The 21,792-nt window shown below is 42.3% G+C and carries 18 protein-coding genes and 1 pseudogene; 3 read left to right on the plus strand and 16 right to left on the minus strand.

Annotation, left to right across the window (positions count from 1 at the left end):
* Window positions 1-50: 50 nt before the first annotated feature.
* The gene (metH, locus tag ACFVQB_RS13855; RefSeq protein ID WP_379439828.1) at window positions 51-3,491 is read right to left on the minus strand and encodes a methionine synthase; all 3,441 of its coding nucleotides are present in this window, start codon (window positions 3,489-3,491) and stop codon (window positions 51-53) included.
* 178 nt (window positions 3,492-3,669) lie between these two features.
* On the opposite strand from metH, the gene ACFVQB_RS13860 reads away from it, so the two are divergent.
* Window positions 3,670-4,215, plus strand: coding sequence for a cupin domain-containing protein (locus ACFVQB_RS13860; protein ID WP_163760002.1), 546 nt, complete (start codon window positions 3,670-3,672; stop codon window positions 4,213-4,215).
* Window positions 4,216-4,304: 89 nt separating this feature from the next.
* On the opposite strand, the gene ACFVQB_RS13865 is transcribed toward ACFVQB_RS13860, so the two are convergent.
* The 8 genes from ACFVQB_RS13865 to ACFVQB_RS13900 form a co-directional block, all read right to left on the minus strand.
* A complete protein-coding gene (locus ACFVQB_RS13865; protein WP_379439832.1) occupies window positions 4,305-4,979 on the minus strand; it encodes a GntR family transcriptional regulator in 675 nt (224 codons plus the stop codon).
* A gap of 107 nt (window positions 4,980-5,086) precedes the next feature.
* Window positions 5,087-6,715 carry an ABC transporter substrate-binding protein gene (locus ACFVQB_RS13870; RefSeq protein ID WP_379439834.1) on the minus strand — a complete coding sequence of 543 codons (1,629 nt, stop codon included), beginning with the start codon at window positions 6,713-6,715 and terminating at the stop codon, window positions 5,087-5,089.
* Between the two features lie 69 nt (window positions 6,716-6,784).
* Window positions 6,785-7,654, minus strand: a complete 870-nt coding sequence (locus ACFVQB_RS13875; protein ID WP_024630394.1) for a carbohydrate ABC transporter permease — start codon at window positions 7,652-7,654, stop codon at window positions 6,785-6,787.
* 12 nt (window positions 7,655-7,666) lie between these two features.
* Entirely contained in the window at window positions 7,667-8,596 is a 930-nt protein-coding gene (locus ACFVQB_RS13880; RefSeq protein WP_379441335.1) for an ABC transporter permease, read from the minus strand.
* 584 nt (window positions 8,597-9,180) lie between these two features.
* Window positions 9,181-9,987, minus strand: coding sequence for an HAD family hydrolase (locus ACFVQB_RS13885; protein ID WP_379439846.1), 807 nt, complete (start codon window positions 9,985-9,987; stop codon window positions 9,181-9,183).
* A gap of 28 nt (window positions 9,988-10,015) precedes the next feature.
* Window positions 10,016-10,528, minus strand: coding sequence for a hypothetical protein (locus tag ACFVQB_RS13890; protein ID WP_113052104.1), 513 nt, complete (start codon window positions 10,526-10,528; stop codon window positions 10,016-10,018).
* A 126-nt stretch (window positions 10,529-10,654) separates the two neighbouring features.
* A complete protein-coding gene (locus ACFVQB_RS13895) occupies window positions 10,655-10,864 on the minus strand; it encodes a DUF896 domain-containing protein (protein ID WP_062325454.1) in 210 nt (69 codons plus the stop codon).
* A 97-nt stretch (window positions 10,865-10,961) separates the two neighbouring features.
* The gene (locus ACFVQB_RS13900) at window positions 10,962-11,339 is read right to left on the minus strand and encodes a LysM peptidoglycan-binding domain-containing protein (RefSeq protein ID WP_379439850.1); all 378 of its coding nucleotides are present in this window, start codon (window positions 11,337-11,339) and stop codon (window positions 10,962-10,964) included.
* A 305-nt stretch (window positions 11,340-11,644) separates the two neighbouring features.
* On the opposite strand from ACFVQB_RS13900, the gene lexA reads away from it, so the two are divergent.
* Complete coding sequence (gene lexA / locus ACFVQB_RS13905) at window positions 11,645-12,271, plus strand: transcriptional repressor LexA (RefSeq protein ID WP_024630400.1); 627 nt, start codon at window positions 11,645-11,647, stop codon at window positions 12,269-12,271.
* A gap of 111 nt (window positions 12,272-12,382) precedes the next feature.
* Here the strand turns inward: lexA and ACFVQB_RS13910 are convergent, their stop codons facing one another.
* Window positions 12,383-13,684 carry an aldehyde dehydrogenase gene (locus tag ACFVQB_RS13910; protein ID WP_379439854.1) on the minus strand — a complete coding sequence of 434 codons (1,302 nt, stop codon included), beginning with the start codon at window positions 13,682-13,684 and terminating at the stop codon, window positions 12,383-12,385.
* A gap of 548 nt (window positions 13,685-14,232) precedes the next feature.
* Here ACFVQB_RS13910 and ACFVQB_RS13915 point away from each other — a divergent pair.
* Window positions 14,233-14,892 (plus strand): CatB-related O-acetyltransferase, encoded by a 660-nt coding sequence (locus ACFVQB_RS13915; protein WP_379439856.1) that lies wholly within the window; start codon window positions 14,233-14,235, stop codon window positions 14,890-14,892.
* Window positions 14,893-15,004: 112 nt separating this feature from the next.
* Here ACFVQB_RS13915 and glnA read toward each other — a convergent pair whose 3' ends face one another.
* The 6 genes and pseudogenes from glnA to ACFVQB_RS13945 form a co-directional block, all read right to left on the minus strand.
* Window positions 15,005-16,333 (minus strand): type I glutamate--ammonia ligase, encoded by a 1,329-nt coding sequence (gene glnA / locus ACFVQB_RS13920; RefSeq protein WP_063562869.1) that lies wholly within the window; start codon window positions 16,331-16,333, stop codon window positions 15,005-15,007.
* Window positions 16,334-16,465: 132 nt separating this feature from the next.
* A complete protein-coding gene (locus tag ACFVQB_RS13925; RefSeq protein ID WP_379441338.1) occupies window positions 16,466-16,876 on the minus strand; it encodes a MerR family transcriptional regulator in 411 nt (136 codons plus the stop codon).
* Between the two features lie 83 nt (window positions 16,877-16,959).
* Window positions 16,960-18,213: a methionine gamma-lyase family protein gene (locus ACFVQB_RS13930; RefSeq protein WP_379439860.1), complete on the minus strand. Its 1,254-nt coding sequence runs from the start codon at window positions 18,211-18,213 to the stop codon at window positions 16,960-16,962.
* A gap of 84 nt (window positions 18,214-18,297) precedes the next feature.
* The gene (hflX, locus tag ACFVQB_RS13935; protein WP_379439863.1) at window positions 18,298-19,584 is read right to left on the minus strand and encodes a GTPase HflX; all 1,287 of its coding nucleotides are present in this window, start codon (window positions 19,582-19,584) and stop codon (window positions 18,298-18,300) included.
* Window positions 19,585-19,699: 115 nt separating this feature from the next.
* Window positions 19,700-20,116, minus strand: a pseudogene (locus tag ACFVQB_RS13940) (AAA family ATPase); the annotation flags it as partial.
* Window positions 20,091-21,755, minus strand: a complete 1,665-nt coding sequence (locus ACFVQB_RS13945; protein ID WP_379439866.1) for a recombinase family protein — start codon at window positions 21,753-21,755, stop codon at window positions 20,091-20,093. The gene ACFVQB_RS13945 and the pseudogene ACFVQB_RS13940, both read right to left, overlap by 26 nt.
* Window positions 21,756-21,792 lie beyond the last annotated feature (37 nt).

The raw sequence follows: 21,792 nt of genomic DNA on the forward strand, positions 1-21,792 counted from the left end.
CCAGCAAAAAGCCTCCGACAATGCGGAGGGCTTTGCCTGACCTTTTACTTTTATGCCTTATCCACGTTAAAATACTTCGCTTGTGGATGGCTGAATACCATCGCCGATACGGATGCTTCAGGTTCCATCATGAAACCTTCAGTCAGTTCCACACCAATATCTTCAGGCTGTAACAACTTAAACAGTGGCCCTTGGTCTTCCAAATCGGGACATGCCGGATATCCGAATGATACCCTGATTCCCTGATAGCGTGCTCCATGACGTTGCTTCATGGTCATCTGTGCTGGATCCGGGAATCCCCAGATATCTCTCATCATATGATGAACCCGCTCAGCTAATCCCTCTGCTACTTCAAGCGCTACGGATTGCAGAGCATGCGAACGAAGATAATCACCTTGCTCCTTCCAAGCCGTCGATAATTCTCGTACACCGTGACCAGCAGTTACGACCATGAAACCAACGTAATCCATTTGTCCGGATTCTACTGGCTTCAAGAAATCAGAAAGGCACAGGAATGGTTCAACTTTTTGACGAGGGAACGTGAATGTATGCAAGATATTGCTTGTATTTTCAGGGTCATAGATAATGACGCTGTTACCACTGGACTGAGCCGGGAAGAAACGATACATAGCGTGCGCCTGAATAATCCCGTCACGAACAGCCTCCTGCATAATATCATCCACTACCGCTTTCAGGTCAGTGGCTTTCTGATCACCTGAAGCAAGCAGCTGCTCTACCGAGCCACGCAAACCAAGATGGTGTCCGAGCAACATCTGCATGTTCACATACGGTAAGATGTGTGATAGCGGATAGTTCCGCATGACATGTCGTTCCAGATCCGGTGGAACGAGAACCGGGTTGTCTATTGCAATATCCGAACGCTCTACCCGTGTAAGCTCGGGAAGTGATTTAACGGTTTCTGCACCAGCTGCGTCCGCCTCTTTTTCAGCGTCCATCTCCAGTTGCATCACTTCACGCGTGCTTGGGTTCATGAGCTTGTTGGCCAAATCCAGACCGTCCATCGCATCTTTTGCATATACAACCATTCCGTTATATTCCGGGCGTATACGGTTCTTGGTGAATTTGCGTGTCAATGCCGCTCCACCAACCATAATAGGTACATCAATACCTGCTGTGCGCAAGTCCTGAGCGGTAAGAATCATCTGTTGCGCCGATTTTACCAACAGACCGGATAGACCGATCGCATCGACTTTTTCTTCTCTGTACGCCTCGATAATTCGCTCTGGTGGTACTTTTATACCCAAATTAATGATCCGGTAACCGTTATTGGAAAGGATGATCTCCACAAGGTTTTTGCCGATGTCGTGTACATCGCCCTTGACCGTTGCTAGAATAATCTTTCCTTTAACTGACGTCTCATTCTTTTCCATGAACTGTTCCAAATAAGCTACCGAAGCCTTCATGACTTCCGCACTCTGCAGCACCTCTGCTACAATCAACTCATTGTTGTTAAACAGTCGCCCTACTTCTTCCATCCCCCGCATCAGCGGGCCATTGATTACTTCAAGGGCTGTATATTTGGCGAGTGCCTGCTCCAGATCGGGCAGCAAGCCTTCTTTGCTTCCTTCAACAACATACGATGCGAGACGTTCTTCCAACGACAGGTTCGAAATTTTTTCTTTTTTCTCAACCTTTTTGTTACGGAACGCCGCTACGAAAGCAGCCAGTGTTTCGTCATTCGTATTATATAACAGCTCTTCCGAGAGTCTGCGCTCTTCCTCCGGAATGGATGCATAACGCTCCAGCTTCTCTGTGTTAACGATGGCATAATCGAGACCCGCTTTGGTACACTCATACAAAAATACAGAGTTCAACACTTCACGCCCTGCTTCAGGCAATCCAAATGAAATGTTACTGATCCCCAGTATCGTATGACATTCAGGCATCGCTTCTTTAATGATACGAATACCTTCAATGGTTTCTTTGGCCGAACCGATATATTGTTCATCGCCCGTACCTACTGGAAATACCAGGGTATCAAAAATCAGGTCTTCGGCTTTTAATCCATATTTGTTCACCAGCAAATCGTAAGATCTCTTGGCTACCTCAAGCTTGTCCTCACGACTAATGGCCTGACCGCGTTCATCAATCGTTCCGACAACGACAGCACCGCCGTATTTATGCAACAACGGAGTGACCAGCTCGAACTTTTCCTCACCGTCCTCAAGGTTAATGGAGTTAATTATTGCTTTACCTTGAGAGTATTGCAGTGCAAGGTCGATGACGGCTGCATCTGTCGTATCGATCATAAGTGGCACCTTAACTTTTTTGACAACAAGTTCTAGGAACTTCTCCATGTCTTCGGCTTCTTCGCGGTCCGGGTCTTGAACACAAACGTCGACAACATGTGCCCCATTTTTCACCTGAGCCCGAGCAATTTCCGAAGCTTCTTCATATTTCCCTTCAACAATAAGACGCTTGAATTTCCGTGATCCAAGTACGTTTGTACGTTCCCCAACCATGTAAGGGCGATTGTCCTGTTCAACATAGACTGGATCTATTCCCGACAATGCTGGTGGATGTGTTCCGTTCATTTCTCTTGGAGGGTACTTGGCAAGTGTATCCCGCATTGCTCGAATATGTGCAGGTGTTGTTCCACAACAGCCACCCGCGATGTTCAACCAGCCCTGTTCGGCAAAAGCACCGATCTTCTGAGCAAGCGAATCAGGGGATTCATGGTAATTACCGTTTTCATCCGGAAGACCTGCATTTGGATAACAACTTACCGCAACTGAAGCCATCCCGGAAAGCGAGCGAATATGGTCACGCATGAATTCAGGGCCTGTAGCACAGTTTAGTCCCACTGAAATTGGGTTAAGGTGTTCTAAGGATATATAAAAAGACTCAATATTCTGACCTGCGAGGGTTGTACCCATCGGTTCAATCGTTCCTGAGATCATCAATGGAAGTTTGATACCGCTTTGCTCGTACGCCTGTTGAATTCCAATGCTACCTGCTTTTACATTAAGCGTATCTTGTGAGGTTTCAAGCAGCAGCGCATCAACGCCTCCCTCAATTAAAGCAAGCGCTTGCTCGAAATAACTGTCGATGAGCTCTTGAAACGTTACTCCACCTGTTACAGACAGCGTTTTGGTGGTAGGTCCCATGGCACCCACCACATAGCGTGGAGACTCCGGCGTCGAGAATCGATCCGCGGCAGCTTTTGCAATTCTGGCTGCTTCGAGATTAATTTCACGTGCACGGTCCTGAATGTCATATTCAGCAAGTACAACAGAAGTTGCACCAAACGTATTTGTTTCAATTAAATCAGCACCGGCTTCCAGATACTCCTCATGAATACGCTGGATTAGCTCTGGACGTGTAAGTACAAGCATTTCATTACATCCATCCAGATCTTCTCCGCCAAAATCTGCGCCTGTGAGATCAACTTGTTGAATCATGGTCCCCATTGCACCGTCGAGGATCAATATTCGTTGTTTTAATGCATCATGTAGGCTAAGCTTGTCCAATATCGTCACCTCCGCAAAACGTTAAATATTAGTTTAACAGAAACTAACTTAATGTGAAAGATCGGGTTTTATCAGTCCCCTGGCGGTTTTTATGTAGGTCGAATGAATTTGTGAATCGACAAAAATAGAGGAATCCGATATAATAGCGATTAAACCAAGTGGAAAAGAGGGAAAGAACATGGCTGAAATTGTAATCCGAAATACGAACGAACGTATCACTGGAGACGAAAATGTTCGAAATTTCTTAAACAAATATGAAGTATTATTTGAAAAGTGGGACGCGTCCAAATTAAACACTGATCTGCAAAATAACTTTGGACTCACCGATGAACAAAAAGAAGAAGTACTAAAAACATATGACTATGAAATCAGAGACTTGGCTGCGCGTCGCGGCTACCAAATCTGGGATGTAATTACGCTGTCTGAACAAACACCAGATATTGAAGAGAAGCTTGCCAAATTTGAAGAAATTCATACTCATGCTGAGGATGAAATCCGTGCTATTGTAGCCGGCAAAGGAATCTTTGTCATCAAAGCTACAGATGATGTAGGTTACTTTAATGTAGAATTGTCTCCTGGAGACGTTATCTCAGTACCTGAGAACACCCCACACTTCTTCACATTGATGGAGAACAAACAAATCATTGCCGTGCGTCTATTCATTGAAAAAGATGGCTGGATCGCAGATCCTTACCCGGATCCAACGTTTATCAAACAAGCATAATAAGCAAATTCTATTATTTGCTCAACAAACCCCTGTTCATTTCGAACAGGGGTTTCTGCATATTGAGATAGTATACAATATTTGATGTTTTATATAAAATAATGCGGATATTTTGCCTTCATCTTCTCTTGTTCAACAACAACTAGTCTGAGATGAGCTTCCATAACCTCAACAGCTCGATCGGTCTCACGTTCCGTGATGAGTCGGTATATTTCTTTATGTTGTGAAATAATAACCTCTGCATCGGAATCTTCAGATAAGCGTAATAAACGAAGGCGATTAAAGGGAATATTGAGTTGCTGTAGCATTTTCCATGTTCTCATTTTTCCAGTGCCTTGAAACAATATCTGATGAAACTCTTCATCCAGTTCAAAAAGCCGATAGAAATTATTTTTCCCTATACATACTTCCTGCATGGCGATATTGGTTTCCAGTCTGAATCTAAATTCTTCCGGAAAAGAAGCACAAGCTAGAGTAACAATTTCCTTCTCCATCTTCTCTCTCATAAACCGGCCTTCTTCAACATGCTCCAGATTAATATGGGAGACAATGGTTCCACTCTGTGGAATGATATCCAGTAATTCTTCTTCGGCAAGCTTCATGAATGCTTCACGTACTGGCGTTCTGCTTACTTGCAATTCATCCGCAATTTCCTTCTCAGAAATCTTGGTACCAGGCTCAAGTTCAAGGTGCAGAATGCGTTCCTTTATCAGATTGTATGAATAAGCCCGGGTCGAACCTCTAATCTTTTGATTAAGTGACATTCCTTAACCTCTTCCTCTCAGCCATATTCATCCATCTTAGCACAATTTGCCGCTCCACTAAAATTCCCTCAGTGAAACGGCAATGGGCAAATTTCAGTTTACAACTATTATTGCTTGTTTTCTTTGTACTTCTTATACGTATCATTGGAAAGCTGCATATACTGAGGCAAGCCTTGGCTCTCCAGCTCTTTTACAAATGCATCAAACTCAGAAAGATTACGTTCTCCCAAAATGAATTTAAGCGTATTTTGATCCGAAAAATCCTTGAGTGGGGTACTAAGTAGCGTCACCTGTTCACGATCGATATCCGAGTAAGGAATTGGCGGCTCGGCAGGAACCACTTCTTTGATATCTTTCATGTCTTGCTGGAATTTCAGTTCTTCCTCACTAAACATGGAGTGCAACAAATCTGTCGTTCCTCCATAGGCAAACACACCACCGGAGAATCCATAATCGATGCGCAAGTCCTTCGTGCCCTTTGGATTCAATCCGTTATAGTTTACATCTTCTGCCAACTTGCGGACGCCATCCTGTTTGGTGAAGGTTTCGCCCTCTACACCCCACTTGGCAAATTCCTGTCCTTCATCACTGTAGTATAACCAGTCAATAAATTGCATGGTTGCTTTGAAATTCTCGTTGTCTTTAATTTTCCCGGAAACCATGACACCGTTTTCAAGTCTGGAGCCAGACATCAATTGGCCTTTTGGACCACCAGGAACCGTAATTTTGGCGATGGAGAAATTCCCTTCTCCCAACGTTTTGTTCATGTCGTTACGATGAAGTACTACCGTTTGCGAGTTACCATTGATAATGAAGGATTTTCCGGAAACAAATTTCTGAATAGCCTGGTCATCGTCCTGGGTGAAACTTTCCTTATCCAGCAACCCCTCTGATACAAGCTTGTTAAAGTAAGTTAACATCTCCTTGTATTCCGGCGTGGTCGATGTGTATACAAATTCATCCTTATCTTCTTTATAGGTTAAACCATTGCCGAATCCCCAACCAGCTTTCGTTCCAAAACTGGTAGCAGCAATATTTAATGTACTGTTAAATTGGAAACGATCCGAGAACGGAACTGAATCTGGATAGATTTCTTTCAGCTTTTTGGCTGCATCATACAATTCGTCCCATGTCTTTGGAATGGCAATGTTATTTTTCTCCAAAATATCAGTTCTCACAATAAGGGTATAATCCGGCCAAACCTCTTCATGTAAACCTGGAAGCACATAATATTTCCCATCTTCTTGTCGAAGGCTCTCCAGCTCATCCTGAAGTCCCCATTTCTCTACTTTATCCTTGAAATTAGGCATCAAATCAACATAGTCACTCACTGGCAAAATCGCACCAGACGATACAAAAGCAGATTCTTCACCCGGATAGGTTTTCGGAATAACCAGTGGGGCATCTCCAGAACTAATCAGAAGGGATCTTTTCTGGGAATAGTCACTCATCGGAACGATGGTAGGCTCCAGCGTAACTCCGGTTTTTTCCGTGATTTTTTGGAATAGGAGCCAATCCTTCTTGTACGGATATGCAGGCTGGTCACTGTATAGAATAGATAGATTAAACGGTTCAGTGGCTTTGAAGGTCTCCCCTACACCATAGGATTCCATGGCCCCCTTGGATTCTGGTTCGACTTTCTCTCCACCAGCACCGCTGCTGCATGCTGCCAATACGACACTCATCATTGTTGCCAATACCAACTTGCCTACCAGCTTACGTGGTCTCTGTTTCATTCAATTCTCCCCCTGCATGTGGTTTAGATTGGCCTTACAATCAAGATGTTGAACTATATCGGGTTAGGATTACTGTTTTACAGATCCCAACATGATACCGGTTACAAAGTACCTTTGAACAAATGGATAAATTGTTAAAATAGGCAAAATCGTGAGTACCATGGTGACCGATTTGATATTTGCAGAAATTTGAGTCAGATTATCCGCTGACGCACCAGCTGACGCACCACCAGTTGCACCTGCAATCATGTTGCGCAAGTAGATCGTAACGGGAAACAGTTCCTTTTTGTCGAGATACAAGAAGGCTGGAAACCAGGAGTTCCAGTGTCCCACAGCGTAAAACAGAACCATCGTTGCCATGACAGCTTTACTCAGTGGTAGAATGATCCGTAGCAAAATGCCATAGGTATTCAAACCGTCGATAGCTGCCGCTTCCTCAAGCTCCTCAGGCATGTTCTCAAAAAATGATTTCATAATTAACATGTTATAAATGCTGATTGCACCAGGCACAACCAATGCCCACATCGTATTATTGAAGCCCAGAGAGTTAATCAGGACATAGTTAGGAATCAAGCCGCCACTGAAAAACATCGTGAACACGGCGAACATCGTCAAAAATTTCCGTCCCATTAATCTTTTCTTGGATAAGGCATAAGCGAAAATAGTCGTCATGAACATGGAAATCAAAGTACCTACAACGGTATATATAATTGTGTTTTTATAGTTGGTCCAGAACATACTATCGCGAGAGATGGTCTTGTAGGTTTCAACATTAAATCCTCTCGGGATAATGCTCACCTTGCCTGAGTTGATATAAGCCTCACTACTGAAGGATTGGGCCACGACATTCAGAAACGGATAGAGCGTGATGAACACCACAAGCAGCAAAAAGATCGCATTGAAAACTTTAAATACTTTGTATGATTTTGATTCCAGCATATTGCTCCTCCTTTACCACAAGCTTCGTTGTGTCAGTCTGCGTGAAATTGCATTAACCGAGAATACCAGGATCAGTCCAATAATGGATTCGAACAAACCGATGGCGGTAGCATAACTGAAATTGCTGGACTGCAAACCTACCCGGTACAGATAAGTAGAAATCACGTCAGATGTCTCATAGATCAGCGGATTGTAAAGGAGCAAGATTTTCTCAAATCCAACCGCAAGGAAATTACCCATATTCAAAATCAGCAACGTAACGATTGTTGGCAAAATGCCCGGTATGGTTATATGCAGGGTTTGCTTCCAACGGTTCGCACCATCGATCCGCGCAGCCTCATACAAAGAATCATCAATTGTTGTCAATGCAGCTAAATATAGAATGGCTCCCCACCCCATACCTTGCCAAACCTCAGAGGTGATGTAGATTGTTCTGAACCATTCCGCTCGCTGCATGAAAGGAATGCTGTCTCCGGTAAAAAATGAAACCATCCCGTTAATGGAGCCATTAACTGCCGTTAATTGCAGAATCATTCCGGCAACGATGACGATGGACAAGAAGTGTGGAAGATAAGATGCGGTCTGAACAAACTTTTTGAATCGTTTGCTTTTCACCTCATTCAGTAGCAATGCAAAAATGATCGGAACTGGGAAGGTGAAAAGTAACGCAAGTCCACCGAGCATCAGTGTGTTTCCAAATACTTTCCAAAAGGTTGGGTCTTGAATGAACATCTGAAAATACCTGAATCCAACCCACGTCTCTCCAAAAATACTGCCTCCTGGTACAAATCGTCTAAAGGCGATTACATTACCAAGCATTGGCCCGTATTTGAAAATAATAAGATAGATAATTGGAAGAATTAACAGTGAGTACAGCTGCCAATCTTTGCGAAGTAGAGCTCCAGCCGTTCTTAATCTGCTTTCTTTACGTAAAGATGTCATCGTTAGCGTAGTTTTAGCGGTTTCCGACTCCATATGTTATTTCACTCCGATCCTTAGCTTGATAAAATAAAAGCGTTTTCGATCAATTCTCATCATCTCTTCTTTTTGTAGAAGACAAGTAATCAGATGAACTTCACCCCCACCTGCAGAATAAACAAAACAGATAATGTAAGCGATATCAAATCTGGCGATCACTAGAGATACATATCGATTAAGGTGTTTACCTTCATTTGGTACTAACCATGACCTACTGTATTTCCAGAATTAAATGGTTTTCTTCAATTATGTAAAGCGCTTACAATGGATATGAAAATAATAGCGAATAACTCCCGCTTCCACTTCATTCGAGTAAGTCAACAGATATTCGCTGCATTCATTCGCATACTAGTCATACTAGTATGTTAGTTATATTCTAAATCAGCAGTTCTATAATTTCAATAACTTTTAGTAAAAAATTTTTATATTACGTTAATACGGTATAGTACAAGCTGCCCCAAAACAAAAAAACATTGTTAGGTTTCATGGATGAAATACATCTCATGGAATCTAACAATGTCTGGACAGAACACAAAAATACGATTTATTTATGATGCACTAATTGAGAATTCAGCAATGATACGTTCCAATTCGGATAAATGCTTGATTTGATGGTCAGGCACATACGATTCGGTATTCACTTTATTCTCTCGGTTAATCCAAACAGACTGAATACCTGCAGACAACGCTCCACGAATATCAGTCGTAAGCTTATCTCCAACCATCATACTCTCCTCAGGTTGTACTCCCAACTTATTCAATGCGTGCTCGAAGATCGAAGGATCAGGTTTTCCTTTACCGAACGTACCCGAGATAATAATTTCATCAAAAAAAGGAGCCAATTCAGGAACGCCATCAAGTTTCTCTTGTTGTAAAGCAGGACAGCCGTTGGTTAAAAGCAAAAGCTTGAACTTCCCTTGTAGATGACTCAACGTTTCCATCGTTTCTTCATAGACATGGGGTCTCGATCTCCGCTCTGCCCCAAATTGTGAGGCGAGTTGTTCCGCCAGATCTTCACGATCAACACCAAGCTTTAACAAGCCACGACGCCATGACTCTTTACGATATGCGGGTGCAAGCTGCTCCAACTGGCGAAACTCCGGCTGATCCCCACCCGTGAAGTTAGCCCAGAGGCCTTCAAAAGGGTTGATCCCAATCATTTTGGTAAACGAAAAAGTTTCATAAGACTCATACAGATTACGTGCCTCATTACGAACAGCTTCTTCAAGGTCTTCGGGTTTAACGCCAGTCTCTTGAGCTGCGATCAGGCAAGTCTCATGAAAGGCCTCTCGAACACTGCGCTCATCCCACAGTAAAGTATCATCCAGGTCGAACAAAATCGCTTTTAACGCCATTTCGGTCATCTTCCCCTTTATGCAATAATTACTTTTTCTCGTATGTTTCCACGGTGATCTGATGTGCTTTGGCGAATTTCAGAAGACGTTCAGTAATTGCATCGGTATCATAACGATTGAGTAGTTTGGTAAATACCCATCTCTTACCTCGAGCATTATGCTCAATCACAACTGTGCCTGGCTCAATTCTGAATTTCACGATATCGTCGACTCCAATTGAACGCTCACGGTTCCCCTTTGTCGTCAAAATCCGATTACTTCCTATTTTGACATAAGGACGACGGAGCATGAAGATGACTGCCAAAAATACATACAGCAACATGGTCACCCAGTCCCAAGTGGTCATCGGAGCTTTGACAAGAAATGTACTCATAAAGAGGTACAAGAAAGCTAGTCCGATCAGAAAAATAGGAAACAGAAGGCTACGTCCTTTAAATACATCCTCACCTGGTGTACCGGAAACCGGTTGACCGCTTTTTTTACGTTGCTGATTCAACTGCTTAGAATTTTTCCGAACCGTTCTCTCGAACGAACGCGACATGAGAATCCCCCTTAGATGTTCTTTGTATCGGCTTACATAACTGCAAACCAACAGTTCCCCCTATAATTTGCAACCTCTAGATAACAGGAAGAAACCTAAATATCATAATGATATCATTAGGTTTCGTTAATGTTTGAGTTTGCCTTGGTGGCCTTGATCATTCTCATCATCTACAATTTCAATCGAATCCAGTTGTTGTCTGAAATTGCTTCGAATGTTATTCAAATAGATTTCTCTAAGCTTGGCACGTTCTGCGAGCTCTTCCTCTGTCAATCCAGTGGATTTTTGCTTGCGAGCCAATTCATTAATACGTGCTACCAGACTATCTATATCCAAGCTTGTCCCCTCCAAAAATACAAAGTCATATTAACTTTGACATGATAAGGGCAGCTTGTCAAGCTGACACGCACTAGCGCGTGTGGATATGCAGTTTTTATTTTGTGAATTGAGGCAGTATTAAGACTTGCCCCACCTGTATTGAAGTTGACTGGAGTTGATTCACTTTCTTGATTGCTTCTATATATACACGTGTATCCATCGTTTCCGGTTTGTGATCCAATGATATACTCCATAGCGTATCTCCTTGTGAAACTGCCATCTTCCCTCCAGGTAACAGATCGCTCTCATTGCCTGCAAATACAGTCAGTACTGTACTGCATCCAATCAATATAATTAATGATACAATTATTAATTTCAGCACCCATGTTGGGACATTACCTTTTGCAAAAACCTTCTTAAAATTTCTTATGTTAGTTTCAACCACTTCTGAATGCACCGGTTCGTAAATACTTTGATAAGTAGAATATCTCATTAAATATCGACCTCCAAACGTTTGTTCCTATCCGTTGAAATCAATATAACACGAACACTTGTTTTGTACAACAACTTTTTTAGAACAATTGTTCGCTTTTTTTGATACTTTCTACATTCTATTATCTTTCTTCTATTGTATGGGAACTGCCATTTGTAGTATTTGATTAGACTCAAAGTAAATTTTCATCTTACTTTGCAAAATAACATTGATTTTATGGCATTTTATTTAGAACTTATGTTTGTACGAACGGAGGTTCTATGTTATAATTTTCCCAAACGTTACTAAAATGGGGTTGATACGGTATGTCGAAGATATCCAGCAGGCAACAGGCTATTCTGGAGTTTATACGCAATGAAGTCCGGTTGAAGGGGTATCCTCCTTCCGTACGCGAAATTGGTGAAGCCGTTGGATTGGCTTCCAGCTCTACAGTACATGGACATCTGGATCGTTTGGAGAAGAAAGGTCTAATCAGACGTGACCCAACCAAACCAAGAGCCATTGAACTTCTCAGCCAGGAAGAGTCAGAGCATTCACATCAGTTTGCTCACAGCGTTGCTCGCATTCCTGTCGTGGGTAAAGTTACTGCAGGGGTTCCGATCACAGCAACAGAAAATATCGAAGATTACTTTCCTCTTCCTACGCATTATGTAGGCGAACAGAAAGTATTTATGCTTTCGGTCGTGGGAGACAGTATGGTTGAAGCAGGCATTGTTAACGGAGACTATGTTATCGTACGTCAGCAGCAAACTGCAGATAACGGCGATATCGTAGTAGCCATGACTGAAGACGATGAAGCAACGGTAAAAACGTTCTACAAAGAGAAAGATCATATTCGTCTTCAACCGGAAAATTCGACTTTTGAACCATTGCGTTTGAAACACGTTAGCATCCTGGGCAAAGTCATTGGCCTTTTCCGTGATATTCATTAAAATGTATTGAAGTTGTTCAGATGTTTCACAATAAGATACTTAAAGAGGTTGTCCCGTTCAACGGGACAACCTTTTTTTCTCATACTACTTATATTGTTCTACATTAGCCGACTATTCGCTGCGTTTAAGAATGCTTTTATGATGAGAAAACACATCAAAACTCTGTTGACCATGGTAGGAACCTATTCCACTTTCTCCTACGCCTCCAAACGGGAGATAATGTGATGTCATATGAGACAATGTGTCATTGATACATCCACCACCAAAAGATACTTGAGTCAGAACCTGTTTCTGCAGATCCTCATCCTGAGTGAAGAGATATAATGCCAGTGGTTTTGGACGGCGAACGATCTCATCTAGCATGGGATTGAGGTCGTTATACTTAAATACAGGAAGAATTGGACCAAAGATCTCTTCTTGCATCACAGGGGATTTCCAATCCACTTCCCCTAGTACTGTTGGTTCAATGAGCAGCTGATCACGTTCAGAACGTCCACCGATCAATGCTTTTCCATCGTGGAGTAACTGCGATAAACGATCAAAGTTACGTGCGTTGACAATGTGCGGAAAATCAGCATTTCTCATCACATCGTCTCCAAATTTATCCTGAATTTCTACACCGATCAATTCCAGTAATTTGTCATGCACTTCTTCGTGCACAAGCAAGTAATCCGGAGCGACACAGGTTTGCCCAGCATTCAGGAATTTACCGCGAACAATGCGCTGAGCTGCCAGCTTCAAATCCGCATCCTGGTGAACAATGACCGGACTCTTACCACCTAGTTCTAACGTAACGGGAGTCAAATGCTCAGCAGCTGCCTTCATAACAATGCGGCCAACACCTGTACTGCCTGTAAAGAAAATGTAATCAAACTTTTCTTTCAGCAATGCTGTACTTGTCTCGACTTCCCCTTCCATAACAGCTAGATACTCACTAGGAAATACCTCATGAATCAAATCATAAGTCAGACGTGACACGGCTGGGGTTAATTCAGACGGCTTAATAATGGCACAGTTACCCGCAGCAATGGCTCCAATTAGAGGGCCGAAAGCCAGTTGGAACGGATAGTTCCATGGTGCAATAATAAGAACAACTCCATAAGGTTCAGGATAGATCAGGCTTGTGCCATCAGGTATAGCAGAATTTGTAGGCACAGCTTTCGGTGCAGCCCATTCCTCCAAATGTTCCAATGCAAAATCCAGTTCACCCAACACGATCCGAATCTCGGAGCCATAAGCCTCTGTTTCAGATTTATTTAGATCCGCACGAAGTGCGTCAAGAATACGTTGCTGATATTTTTCGATTCCCTGTCTTAATTGCTGAAGAGCACGGATACGGTACTCAATAGACTTAGTTTGACCTGTATAAAAAAATGCCCGCTGTGCGGCAACGAGTTGTTTCTCTTGTTCCATATTAACATCTCCAATTAATTGCCCAAAATTTAATTTCTAAAAACACAAATGAATTATAACGCAATTATATGAAACTATCAACATATAGATACTGTGAAAATAGAGAAAACGATTACAACGTACTCTCGCTTCAACGATATGATCATAATTTAATTAACCATTCTATTTCTTATTGACTACATAAAAGGCCATAACACTAATATGCCAAGACTGTGCTACGCCTGCCAGCTTCCTCTTTACATTCATGTTCCCGTCCCTGTTTTACTCCAACGTGATGTATCATCCTTCCAAATGGTGGACACCCTTTCTGTTTATATTTTCTCTCCCTGAATTTTTTTCCTCATTATATACACTTTGAACTAGGGTACTTACTGACATCTCTTTATTAGAATAGGATTGACAAAAAAAGAAGTGATTGCTACAATGGCCCTCATATCTTAAGGAAGGATGATTCAGATGATTCGTCGTCTAAAAAAACTAAAGAATGTAGCTACCGCATCACGCTTCTAAGTTACTCGGAAATATAACTTAGAAGCGAGGAAATTAAAATGAATATAAACCAATTTAATCACTGGTCTGAAATTAAGTATTTAAAGGACATTGTAACCAATCCATTAATCGAAGTCGGCGATTACTCCTATTACTCCGGTTATTACGATAGCAATTCTTCTTTTGAAGACGGATGTGTGAGATATTTATGGGGAGATGAAAAATCGAGGGGCTTATTCAACCCAATTGAGGAATTTGGATGGCAAATAGATCGATTAATTATTGGTAATTATGTATGCATCGCAGCCGGCGTCATCATTCTTATGGGAGGAAATAACAATCATCATGCGGAGTGGATCACTTTTTATCCGTTTGCTGATCAAATTAGCCATTCCTTCTCACCCAAAGGAGATACCATTATAGAAAGCGATGCATGGATCGGCATGAATGCAATGATTATGCCGGGTGTTACCATTGGTGAAGGTGCAATTGTTGCAGCAGGCTCAGTTGTAATAAAAGATGTCGCTCCTTACACAATAGTTGGTGGAAATCCTGCAAAAGAAGTTAGGAAGCGTTTCTCAGAAGAAGAAATCATGAAATTAAAAGAAATACGCTGGTTTGATTGGAATAGAGAATCGATTGAAGCAGTCACTCACTTACTTTCTAGTTCTTCAATTAATGAGTTATATGAGTACTATTTATCAGAAATTAAGGATTGAGATCCTATAGATATAAAGCTAGGTAGAATAGTATTCTACCTGGCTTTTTTTAAATTCCCTCGCCCACAAAAAGAAAAACCCCTCAGCGCTAGAGCGCCAAGGGATTCAGCTATTAGTACAACGTGATATATTGATCGCGTTCCCATTGGTGGACTTGTGTTCTATACATGTCCCACTCAATTTCTTTCAGCTCATAGAAGTGAGCCAAGGCGTGGTCGCCGAGAGCATCACAGATGACTTCGCTGCGGATCAATTCGTTCAATGCTTCTTTCAGGTCAGCTGGCAAGCTTGGAATGCCTTCTTCCACACGCTCTTCTTCTGACATGATGTAGATGTTACGGTCAATTGGAGCTGGCAAGGACAGCTCACGTTTGATTCCATCCAAACCTGCTTTCAGCAAAACAGCCAAGGCAAGGTAAGGGTTCGCAGCCGGATCCGGATTACGAACCTCAACACGTGTACTCAAACCACGGGAAGCTGGAATACGGATCATTGGGCTACGGTTACTGGCGGACCATGCTACATAACAAGGAGCTTCATAACCTGGTACAAGACGTTTGTATGAGTTCACAGTTGGGTTCGTAATTGCTGCAAACGCACGCGCATGCTTCAAAGTTCCAGCCATGAAGTGACGTGCAGTTTTGCTCAGACCCAGCTCGTCCGACTCGTCTACGAATGCGTTCACTTTGCCTTGGAACAAGGATTGGTTACAGTGCATACCGGAACCGTTCATACCAAACAGCGGTTTCGGCATAAAGGTAGCATGTAGACCATGCTGACGTGCAATCGTTTTAACAACGAGTTTGAACGTTTGGATCTGGTCTGCTGCTTTTAGAGCATCAGCATATTTAAAATCGATCTCATGCTGACCTGGAGCTACCTCATGGTGGGAAGCTTCGATCTCAAAGCCCATTTCTTCAAGTGTGATAACGATGTCACGACGACAGTTTTCACCAAGATCCGTAGGCGCAAGGTCGAAATATCCACCTTGGTCATTCAGTTCGTTAGTCGGGTTTCCTTTTTCGTCTGTTTTGAACAAGAAGAACTCTGGTTCAGGACCGACGTTGAAGGAAGTGAATCCCATTTCTTCGGCTTCTTTCAGGTTTCGTTTCAAGATGCCACGCGGATCTCCTGGAAACGGATTACCATCCGGAAGATATACGTCGCAAATCAGTCGAGCAACACGGTTCTCGGCTACCCAAGGGAAAATCAGCCAAGAATCGAGATCCGGATAGAGGTACATATCGGATTCTTCGATACGCACATAACCTTCAATGGAAGAACCATCAAACATCATTTTATTATCCAGAGCCTTGGTTAGCTGACTCACAGGGATCTCAACGTTTTTGATTGCTCCAAGCAAATCGGTAAATTGCAAACGAATGAATCGTACATTTTCTTCTTTTGAGATGCGTAGTATGTCTTCTTTAGTAAAACTCACGATACCCTCTCCCTTTCTTCTCTGCGTATTTGGCTTGCCTGTTATATTTGTACATTAGAATATTGCATGGGTCAAGGAGTCCTCCTACCCAAAAGCAGGATTTCCCCTGACCTACGAGGTTATACGAACTTATTATTTATTAAAGAAACGGGAAAGCTCTCCCTGAATGAGAGATACTTGTCCAGGTCTCTTACCTGACACTAGTTGTTGTTTAAGCAGACGGTGCAGTTGGGAGTCCGACAGCTCTCTGCGTTTCACTTCCGTATCAGCTGTAATAACAGTCGCTTCTTCTGACTCTTTGGATACAGGATTCATCACTTGTTTAATACCCGCGATGTTAACTCCTTTTTCAATTAGAGCCTTGATTTCCAGCAACCGTTCTACGTCATTGAAAGAGAACAAACGCTGATTACCTGACGTTCTCGCAGGAACAATCAAACTGTGCTGCTCATAATAACGAATCTGACGTGCGGACAGATCCGTAAGTTTCATTACAATACCTATCGGGAATAAGGCCATATTTCTGCGAATTTCGTCACCCATCATTCATCAACCTTCCAGTCATCATTTCTTCACTCTATTGTACATTTAGTTATTGCTAAGTGTCAATGATGTGTTAGATAAACTCACAATAATTTGCGATCTTTCATAGTCTGTAATGCCATCAAAACGCCATATTTAACATGAGAGTACGTTAAACCACCCTGCATATAGCCAATAAAAGGCTCACGGATAGGCGCATCTGCAGACAATTCAAGGCTCCCACCCTGTATAAACGTACCTGCCGCCATGATGACAGGGTGCTCATAACCAGGCATGTCCCACGGTTCAGGAACCACATGACTATCTACTGCAGCTGCCCGCTGTATTCCTTGTACAAAGGCAATCAAATGCTCTGCTGAACTAAATTGAACAGCCTGAATCAAATCGGTACGTGTCTCATTCCATGCCGGTTTGGTCACAAACCCGGATGCGGCAAACATCGCTGCAGCGAATGTACTCCCTTTAATGGCCTGTCCAACAATTGTCGGTGCCATGTAAAGTCCTTGGTAGATGCCACGAGTCGTGCCTAACATTGCGCCAACCTCACCGCCAATTCCGGGCGCAGTCAAACGATAGGCTGCCAATTGTACGTACTTTTCCTTCCCGCATATGTATCCACCGGTTTCTGCCAGACCTCCACCGGGATTTTTAATCAGTGAACCTGCCATCAGATCTACCCCGATTTCAGTCGGTTCACGTTCCTCCGTGAATTCACCATAACAGTTATCCACAAATACGATGACATCTTCCTTGATCGCCTTCACACGTGCAACCATATCCGCAATTTCTTCAATACAGAAGGAAGATCTCCAATCATATCCTCTGGACCGTTGAATACCAATGACTTTTGTCGCTGCATTGATACTTTTCTCTACTGCTGTCCAATCTACTCCGCCATCTTCCAGCAATGCCGTCTCTTGATAGCCAATGCCGAAATCGCGTAACGATCCTGTTCCATCGCCAGGCTTGCCAATGACCTTATGCAATGTGTCATAGGGCTTACCCGTAATGTACAACAACTCGTCGCCTGGACGGAGTACACCGAACAAAGCTGTAGCAATGGTGTGGGTACCTGATGCAAAATGGGGACGCACCAGTGCCGCCTCTGCACCGAACACATCGGCATATACTTCATCAAGCACCTCACGCCCGCGATCGTTATAAGCGTACCCCGTTGAACCCGCAAAATGAAAATCGCTGACTTTTCTACGCTGAAAAGCATTGATTACTTTCCATTGGTTTTGATCGGTGATCCGGTCAATCTGTTGTAATTGCCCTTCAATCTGACGTTCAACCTGTCGTTGAAGTTCAATAATCTCTGAATCAAAGCTTGCCATCTTGCTTCATTCCCCTTCATAGCACGAATCTGACGTCAAACATCAATTATCGTGTCAACTTATCATACAAATATGTCATCGATGTTACAGTTGTATGAAATCTTCAAGTAAATAACCGAATTTCTCATATTCGCCTTTTTGCAGTTCCACTTCATAAATTACATCATTATCTTCAAATGTGGTCTCAACAACATCGCCAATTTTGTAAAGTACCGATGTAAGATCCCCACGCTCAGCCGGAATACGGAACCGTTTTGTGTCGCCAGTCAATTCGGCCTGGATAAGCTCCCGAATTTTCAGCAAGTCATCCGCATCCAGTGCGCTCACTTTGATATGTTCTTTATCCAAAGGAAGCATTTCAAGCTGCTCCGGTGTACAAGCATCCTTTTTGTTATACAATACCAATTGAGGCTTGTCCCCTGAACCCAGTTGCTGCAAAATCGTGTGTACCGTTTTCATCTGATCTTCACGCATTGCAGACGATGCATCGACCACATGCAATATAAGGTCCGCTTCATTCACTTCCTCCAGTGTTGCCCTGAAAGCTGCAATCAGATCATGAGGAAGGTTCTGTATAAACCCAACCGTATCCGTGAGTACGATTTCTTTACCACTTGGCAGTTCCATTGTCCGTGAAGTTGGATCCAGTGTGGCAAACAGCTGATCTTGAATGTACACATCTGCTGCAGTTAATTGTTTAAGCAAGGTTGATTTACCCGCATTCGTATAACCTACAAGGGCTACCTGAACGATCCCCGTCTTTTTGCGACGCTCCCGGTGCAGCTTGCGATGACGTGTCACTTCTTCCAAATGACGCTTCAGGTCATCTATGCGGCCACGAATATGTCGACGATCTGTCTCCAGTTTACTTTCACCTGGACCCCGCGTTCCAATTCCGCCGCCGAGTCTGGACAAATTTTTCCCGTGACCCGACAAACGTGGTAACAAATAGCTCAACTGAGCCAATTCAACCTGGATAATACCTTCTCTCGTGTTGGCACGTTGCGCGAAGATATCCAATATCAGCTGGGTACGGTCAATAATTTTGAGATCTAACGCTTCTTCCAGGTTGCGCACCTGAGCACCAGACAGTTCCTGGTCGAAGATAGCTGTTGTTGCTCCCATTTCTTCAGCTATTGCACGGAGTTCTTCCACTTTCCCCTTACCAATGAACCATTTGGTGTCCCGGGTTTCCCGGTTCTGTGACAATACACTCAGCACTTCCACGCCTGCCGTCTCGGCGAGTTTTACCAACTCCTCAAGGGAGTACTCCGGGTTAATACCCGAACGTTTGACCTCATCGGTAATCAGACTCACCAATACGGCGCGATCCTTCTTAACCATATCTGTATCATGTGTTCCATTTGTCATCGTGTATATTCACTCCTTCTACTACGTTTCCGCATATATTCTGTGCCACCTTAGATGGCATGCTTTAAGCCGAACCGGTTAACCCGGCCGGCTGCGTTAAAAATTATATTATCGCTTACTTTTGCTCAAACTTCAAATCCTCTGTGCGAATGGTCATCAGCTCCAGTTTTCCCGGATTCCCCTGGGTATACTGTTCCAATAGTCGAACTGCCTGATGACGAATCGATCGTTCAATGGCATTTCGAACATATCGGGCGTTACTGAACGCGTGAAGAGATTCATTTTTTTCCTGAAGCAGATGCTGCTTTAGTTTGAGTATGGTCTGTGGCATGAGAATATAGTCACGTTCCTTAGCCATAATCTCGGAAATTTGAATCAATTGATCAATGCTATAGTCTGGAAATTCAACCTGGATCGGAAAACGGGAAGGTAATCCGGGATTCGTCTGCAGAAAAAAATCAATCTCTTCCGAGTATCCCGCCAAGATGAGGATAAACTGATTCTTATTATCTTCCATTGATTTGGCGATTGATAGAATCGGAATAAGAATTAGTAGAGTCACTTTCATACTGTTTATCATCTGAGATGAACTTATAGACAATCTCTAGTTTTTTATTGTCATGGAGTACCACTTTATCTACGAAGACACGCAATATCTTTCTCTTATCTTCCATCTTTAAATTGTTTTTTATTATCTTTTGATATTTACTCAGTATTGAAACGGCTACATTAATATTCTCATCACTATCTTGAGCAATTTGAATGTTGTAGGATATTGCAGCATGTTCCTTATTAAGTACTTCAATCTCATCTTCAACTGGCTTAATCTTGTTTGCTAACTCATCTTTAGATTTGATAAATCCATCAGCATAAAGGTCAATGTATCTAGCTTTTGAGGCCTCTTTCTCTCTTATTAACTTATTTAAATTATCTCGATTCTTTTGCAATTCAGTAATTTTTGATGCATCAGAAGCCCTTTCTAAAATTTTATCGATCAGCTCTTTGGGGTTGTTGATGATCTTAAGTACTTCTTTCCATATTATAGTATCAATCATATCCACACGCCAGTTATCTCCTCTACATGTAGAGTTAGACTGACCAGTTTCAACACTATAGGATTTCTTAGCCTTTCTTGTGCATGTGTAATACTTAAGAGTGCCACTTTGAGTTTTAGTTGTTATTCCAGATGATACTGCTGCTCCACATCTTCCACATTTAGCGATACTTCTCAATAAGTAGTCTTCTGATGGCTTGCCACTATTTTTATTATTGTCATCAAGACATTTCTGTAGTCTCTTATATCGAACCTCATCTATGTACTGGGGAATGATAATCTCCTGCCATTCATCTCTGGGCTTCGGAACTTGTTTCTTCTTTCCAGATACCTGAACTACTTCGGTCTTGCCATAATAATAAATTCCTTTGTATGTTTCGTTTCTCAATATACGGCTGATCGTTGCTTGATACCAAACATCCCCCTTTGGAGCAAGGTATTTTTTATTTGCTAAATACTCTGCAACCTCAGAGCATGTTGAACCTTCCAAAATCATTTTTACCATGATTAAGTAGCCTTCTTTTTCAGTTTTGTTCTCTATTAATGTATTCAGATCTTTATCATAATCGTAACCGTAGATTTTGTTCATTCCGGGAATCTTATTATCGGCAACCATAGCTCTTCTTCCACGTTTCGTGTTAGCAAGAATCTTAGCTTTATTGTACTGGGCAATAGAGCCTTGGATATTGTAATTTAACATCGATTCTGCATTGTCTTTTTGTAAATCAAACTCAACGAAATGAAGATCGCATCCAAGTTCCCATATCTTATGTGTTATTTGTTGTTGTAAATGGAGATGTCTACTTAGTCTGTCTGGATGCAAGAAAATTACTTTGTTCCCTAAACCCTTTTCTAATAGAAACAAAATGTAGTTGAGCATAGGTCTATTAGGATTATCTCCTGATTCTGCTTCTTCTCTGAGTACAATAATTTCATCTTTGTTAATATCAAACTTCGTTTTTGCTTCATTTACACATATCTCTATCTGTGATTCTAAAGAATAGTTGTCTATCTGTATGTCAGATGATACACGGGTATAAACAATAGCCTTGATCTTTCCGATCAAGGCCTCAATTTCACTCCGATTTAGCTTTTCCATGTCCTTTAAAACAATCATATAACATCACCTTATTTATTATTTTTACTTTTATAAT

The organism is Paenibacillus sp. NPDC057886, assembly GCF_042796655.1.
Taxonomy (GTDB): Bacteria; Bacillota; Bacilli; order Paenibacillales; family Paenibacillaceae; genus Paenibacillus.